Origin of the sequence: Plantactinospora alkalitolerans (assembly GCF_015690345.1) — a bacterium.
Taxonomy (GTDB): domain Bacteria; phylum Actinomycetota; class Actinomycetes; order Mycobacteriales; family Micromonosporaceae; genus Plantactinospora; species Plantactinospora alkalitolerans.
Window position 1 is genome coordinate 1 of the sequence record NZ_JADPUN010000376.1, and the last position, 6075, is coordinate 6075.

General features: G+C 71.3%; 4 protein-coding genes. 1 reads left to right on the forward strand and 3 read right to left on the reverse strand.

The window, feature by feature from the left end; translation table 11 throughout:
• Positions 1 to 600: 600 nt before the first annotated feature.
• Positions 601 to 1902, reverse strand: coding sequence for a tyrosine--tRNA ligase (gene tyrS, locus I0C86_RS38145; protein ID WP_196206183.1), 1302 nt, complete (start codon positions 1900 to 1902; stop codon positions 601 to 603).
• Between the two features lie 159 nt (positions 1903 to 2061).
• Between tyrS and I0C86_RS38150 the strand changes: the two genes are divergently transcribed.
• Positions 2062 to 4248, forward strand: coding sequence for an alpha-galactosidase (locus I0C86_RS38150; RefSeq protein WP_196206184.1), 2187 nt, complete (start codon positions 2062 to 2064; stop codon positions 4246 to 4248).
• A gap of 26 nt (positions 4249 to 4274) precedes the next feature.
• Here I0C86_RS38150 and I0C86_RS38155 read toward each other — a convergent pair whose 3' ends face one another.
• Both I0C86_RS38155 and I0C86_RS38160 read right to left on the reverse strand, forming a co-directional pair.
• A complete protein-coding gene (locus I0C86_RS38155; protein WP_196206185.1) occupies positions 4275 to 4952 on the reverse strand; it encodes a response regulator in 678 nt (225 codons plus the stop codon).
• An 8-nt stretch (positions 4953 to 4960) separates the two neighbouring features.
• Positions 4961 to 6075: sensor histidine kinase (locus tag I0C86_RS38160; protein WP_196206186.1), on the reverse strand; the 1115-nt coding region annotated here is incomplete at its 5' end.

Genomic DNA, 6075 nt, shown 5'->3' on the forward strand with positions numbered 1-6075 from the left:
CAAACTCTCCAACAAAAACTTGGAAAATCAACCCGGCAACAATAAAAACACTTGCTGCCAAAACAATCATTTTGGCACTGGCTTATCAAGCACCCTGTTGAGTTCTCAAAGAACAAACACACACCGAACAATGAGCCGAAACCCACCACCCGAGGCCACCATCCACCCCCAGCGTTTCCGCCGGGCGCTTGTATTACGTTAGCTGACCGTTTTCACATCGTCAAACCGAATCAACCGGCCGACATCTGTTCCATTCGATCAAACTATTTCCTTGATCAGGGCGCAGCCAATCGGCCCACCCGATCCAGGATTCCGGCAGCCCGGCCGCTCGTGAAGTCACCCACGCGCTCGCCCGGCTCACTGCCAGTCGTTCACTCTACTCGGTCAGGTCCGCAACTCCAAATCGCTCTGTCCGAGCCATCCAGGTCGCCCCGCCCGCCAGATCGGACCGGGTGGTCACCCACCGTCCGACCCTGAGCCTTGCCTGCGGTTCCGGCCTCTGCGCATTTCGCGCGTTTCGTCCGTTCCCCCGCTGACAGAGAGAAAATTACGCGTCTGGGGGACGCAACGTCAAATCCAGCGGGGGCATTCCCCGTCACATCATCGACCGGGCACCAGTTCCACCCCGGCAAAGGTGCGCTTGCCCCGGCGCAGTACCAGGAACCGGCCGTGCAGCAGAGCATCCGCCGCGACGGCGGCCTCCGGATCGGTGACCCGCTCGTTGTTGACGTACGCGCCACCCTCGCCGATCGCTCGGCGTGCCTCGTTGAGGCTGCTCACCAGGCCCGCCTCGCGGAACATCTGCGCCACCGGAGGCAACGTCTCCAACTGGACGAGGCCGGCCTCCCCCAGTGCCGCCTGCAGGGTCTCCGGGGCCAGCTCGTCGAGGGCGCCCCGGCCGAACAGCGCCTGACTCGCCGCCACCGCCTGCCGGGCCTCCTCCGCGCCGTGCACCAGCGCGGTCAGTTCCTCCGCGAGCGCCCGCTGGGCGACCCGGGCCGCCGGTCGCTCCGCCGTCGCCTTCTCCAGCTCCTCGATCTCCTCGTGCGACCGGAAGCTGAAGTACCGCAGGTACTGGCCCACGTCGCGGTCGTCGGTGTTGACCCAGAACTGGTAGAAGGCGTACGGGCTGGTCATCGTCGGATCGAGCCAGACCGCTCCGCCCTCGGTCTTGCCGAACTTGGTGCCGTCCGCCTTGGTGACAAGTGGCGTGACGAAGGCGTGCACCGGTCCCGCGCCGCGGCGGCGAACGTAGTCGACCCCGGCGGTGATGTTCCCCCACTGGTCCGAACCGCCGAACTGCAGCGTGCAGCCGTGCCGCCGGTGCAGCTCGAAGAAGTCGTTGCCCTGGAGCAGCTGGTAGCTGAACTCCGTGAAGCTGATTCCGCTGTCCAGCCGGGCCTTGACCACCTCACGGGCAAGCATCCGGTTGACCGGGAAATGTTTGCCGACGTCGCGGAGGAACTCGACCACGGACATCACACCGGTCCAGTCCAGGTTGTTGACCGGCCGGGCGGCGTTCTCCCCCTCGTAGGAGACGAAGGGTGCGAGCTGCTCGCGAATCCGGTCGACCCAGCCGGCGACCACCTCCGGGCTGTTCAGAGTCCGCTCGCCCCGCTCGTTGGGGTCACCGATCAAACCGGTCGCGCCGCCGACCAGGAGCAGCGGGCGGTGCCCGGCGAGCTGTAGCCGGCGGGCGGTCACGATCTGCAGCAGGTTGCCGATGTGCAGGCTCGGCGCGGTGGGGTCAAACCCGACGTAGAAGGTCACCGGACCGGAGCCCAGATGCTCCTGCAGCTCGGCGGCGTCGGTGGAGTCGAAGAGAAGACCCCGCCACCGCAGGTCGTCGAGCGGGGACTCCCGGCCGGCGGGCGCGACGGGGGGAAGGTTGCTGTCGGTCACGCTGCAGATTGTCCACCATGCCGACCCTGTCGCCGTACCCGGTTTCCCTCCCCGGAACGGAAGTCAGGTACCGCGGAGGCCGTTGACGGGGCACGACGGTCGAAGGCAGGCTACCCGCGCCAGGTCGTCACATACCCCCCGAGCCCCGGAGGCATCCCCATGACGGTCCCGAGCCAGACCCGCCATCCCGAACCGGCCCGGGACGCCGCCGGCGACCTGGTCCACCTGCGCCGGGCCGGGGTCAGTCTGCTGCTGGACGCCAGCAACTCCGGGGTGCCCGTGGTGCTGCACTGGGGTGCCGACCTCGGGGCGCTGACCGGCCCGGAACTGCTCGACCTGGCCACCGCGCTGCGCCGGCCGGTCCGGTACGGCGGGCCCGACGGGCGACCGGTCGGCGTACTTCCCGAGCACACGCACGCCTGGTTCGGTATGCCCGGCCTGTCCGGCCACCGGTCCGGTCGGGACTGGTCGCCCCGGTTCCAGCGGACCGAACTGCGCATGGTGGACGGGTCCGACGGGGTACCGACCGGCGTCGCCGTGACGGCCCGGGACGACGCCGCCGCCCTGGATCTGGTCGTCGAGGTGGACATCGATCCTGGCGGCCTGGTTCGGCTGCGCGCCGATCTCGCCAACCCGGCCCACGCGGACCCGTACCAGCTGGACGGGCTGGCGCTGTGCCTGCCGGTGCCCCCACAGGCGGCCGAACTGCTCGACCTGACGGGTCGGTGGAGCCGCGAGCGCGCGCCGCAGCGGCAGCCGTTCACCGTCGGCACCCGGTCGCGGGAGAGTCGCCGGGGCAAACCGGGCCTGGACGCCACCCTGCTGCTGATCGCCGGCACGGCGGATTTCGGCTTCCGGTCCGGCGAGGTCTGGGGCCTGCACCTCGGCTGGAGTGGGAACCACCGGATCCACGCCGAACGGACGCCCGAGGGCGACGCGCTGCTCGGCGCCGGTGAGCTGCTCCTGCCCGGCGAGATCGTGCTGGCACCGGGTGAGCACTACCGGACCCCCTGGGTGTACGCCTCGTACGGGCGCGGTCTGGACGAGATGTCGGCCCGCTTCCACGCCCACCTGCGCCGGTCGGTGCCGTCGAGGCGACGTTCCCGGCCGGTCGTGGTGAACACCTGGGAGGCCGTCTACTTCGACCACGATCTCGGCCGGCTGACGGCGCTCGCGGACGCCGCCGCCCGGATCGGGGCCGAGCGGTTCGTCCTGGACGACGGCTGGTTCCGGGGCCGTCGCGACGACCATGCCGGTCTGGGCGACTGGTACGTCGACCCGGACGTCTGGCCCGACGGACTACATCCGTTGGTCGCGCACGTACACGGGCTGGGCCTGGAGTTCGGGCTCTGGGTCGAGCCGGAGATGATCAGCACCGACTCGGACCTGGCCCGGGCCCATCCGGACTGGATGCTCGGCACCGCCGGACGGCTGCCCCTCGAGGCCCGCTGGCAGCAGGTGCTCGACCTGACCCACCCGGACGCCTTCCACCACGTCCTCGACCGGCTCGACACGCTGGTCCGGGAGTACGGCATCGCATACCTGAAGTGGGACCACAACCGGGACCTGCTCGACGCCGGAACGCAGCCGTCCGGCCGGGCCGGGGTGCACGCGCAGACCCTGGCGGCCTACCGCCTGCTCGACACGCTGCGGGAACGCCATCCACGGCTGCAGATCGAGTCGTGTTCCTCCGGAGGGGGCCGGGTCGACCTCGGAATCCTGGAGCGGACCGACCGGATCTGGGGCAGCGACTGCATCGACGCCCTGGAACGGCAGTCCATCCAGCGCTGGACCCAGTTGCTGCTCCCGCCGGAGGTGATCGGGGCGCACGTCGGCGCCGCCCGGGCCCACACCACCGGCCGGACCCACAGCCTCACCTTCCGGGCCGGCACCGCCTTCTTCGGCAGCTTCGGGGTCGAGTGGGACCTGACCTCGACCACCCCGGAGGAGCAGCGGGAGCTGGCCTGGTGGGTGACGCTCTACAAACGGCACCGGGACCTTCTCCACAGCGGCACGGTGGTCCGGGTCGACCATCCGGATCCGGCCCTGTGGGTACACGGGGTGGTCGCACCGGACCGGACCGAGGCGATCGTGGCGATCGTCGCCACCGCGACCAGCACGACGGCCAACCCCGGTCCGGTACGCCTGCCGGGGCTGGACCCCGACCGTCGGTACCTGGTCCGCGCGCTGGCGCCGGAGGCCGCCGAGAAGGTCCTGCCCGCCCCGCCGCCCTGGGTCACCGGGCCCGGGGTACGGCTGTCCGGACGCATCCTCGGCGCCGCCGGACTCCAGGCGCCGACGCTCCGTCCCGAGCAGCTCCTGCTGGTCCACCTCGACGGTCGTTGAGCCGGTGCAGCTACCGGCACCGGCGGTCAGGGCTTCGGCACCGAGACCAGCCCGGTCCGGTAGGCGACGATCACCAGCTGGGCCCGGTCCCGGGCGTTCAGCTTGCCGAGCAGGCGGCCCACGTGCGTCTTCACCGTGGCAGGGCTGAGCCGCAGGTGATCGGCGATCTCGGCGTTGGACAGGCCGCGTCCGATCAGCACGAGCACCTCCCGCTCCCGCTCGGTCACCCCGGTCAGCTCGCGGGCCACCGGCCGGTCCGGCTCCGGCAGGCGGGCGAACTCGGCGATCAGCCGACGGGTCACGGTCGGAGCGAGCAGGCCCTCACCGGCGGCCACCACCCGGATCGCCGTCAGCAGGTCCTCCGGCGGGGCGTCCTTGAGCAGGAATCCACTGGCTCCGGCCCGCAGCGCCGCGTAGACGTACTCGTCGAGGTCGAAGGTGGTGAGGATGAGCACCCGGACCTGACCGGCGGCGGGCGACGCGGCGATCCGCCGGGTCGCCTCGATGCCGTCCATCTGCGGCATCCGGACGTCCATCAGCACCACGTCGGGGCGCTCTCGTTCGGCCAACTCCACCGCCGCCGCGCCGGTGCCGGCCTCACCGACCACGGTCAGCCCCGGTGTGGTCTCGACCAGGACCCGGAAGCTGCCCCGCAGTAGCGCCTGGTCGTCGGCGATGAGCACCCGGACGGGCTGATTCGTCACCGGCCCGCTCACCGGATCTCGCCCGATGCCGACCGACCGACGGCCGGCGACGGGCCGGCAACCGATGACGGGCCGGTACCCGGCGACGGGCCGGCAGCCGGCGCCAGCTCGGCGACCTGAGCTGGGCCGTCGGCTGGCGACGACCCGTCGGGTCGGTCGACGGGCGTCGGGACCGGCGCGTCCGTCGGCCGGCAGGGCAGCTCGGCGAAAATCCGGAAGCCGCCGTCGGGCAACGGACCGGAGGCGAACGTTCCGCCGTACAGGTTGACCCGCTCTCGCATGCCGATCAGCCCCTGCCCCCGTGGGTCGGCCGGACGGACGGGCCGACCGGGACCGTTGGTCACCTCGACCCGTACGGCGGACCCGGTCGCGGTCACCGTGACCCGGCAGCGGGTCGGGCCGGCGTGCTTGACCGCATTGGTCAGCGCCTCCTGGACGATCCGGTAGACCGACCGGCCGACGTCCTCCGGCGGCTCCGGCACACCGGCCAGGTCCAGCGTCAACTGCGCGTCCGTACCGGCTCGGGTGGCCCACTCCAGCAGGTCGGGCAGGTCCGCGAGGCCGGGTGCGGGTCCGAACTCGACCAGCCCGGCCGGCGCGCCGGCCCGGAGCACGCCCAGGGTACGCCGCAGCTCCGCCAGCGCGCCCCGGCTGGTCGCCTCGATGTCGCGCAGCGCCTCCCGTAGCTCCTGCGGACGGGATTCGGCGACATGGTTGGCGATCGCCGCCCTGACCGTGATCACGCTCATGCTGTGCGCCACGATGTCGTGCAGCTCCCGGGCCAGCCGCAGCCGCTCCTCGGTCGTCACCCGCTCGGCGAGCTGGATCGCCGACTGCGCCGCCATCCGCTCGGCGTACGCCCGGCGCTCCCGGACCACCCGGCCGAGAGCCCACGCCGCGCCGAGTACCAGACCTGCGAAGCCAAGCCCGGGGGCGTCCTCCGCCCCTGAAGTCGACTGGGGCAACGCCACCAGCAGCGCGCCGACCAGCACCAGGAGCAGGGCCGGGATCGACCGGCGGAGCGGCTCGGCGACCGCCACCTGGTAGAGCGCGAAGGCGATGGCGAGGAAGACGGCCGGGGATGCGTAGATCGGCACCACCGAGACCAGCACCGACGGCAGGG

Coding starts and splice junctions, on each gene's coding strand:
- I0C86_RS38150 (WP_196206184.1), top strand. CDS start 2,062: ATGACGGTCCCGAGCCAGACCCGCCATCCCGAACCGGCCCGGGACGCC.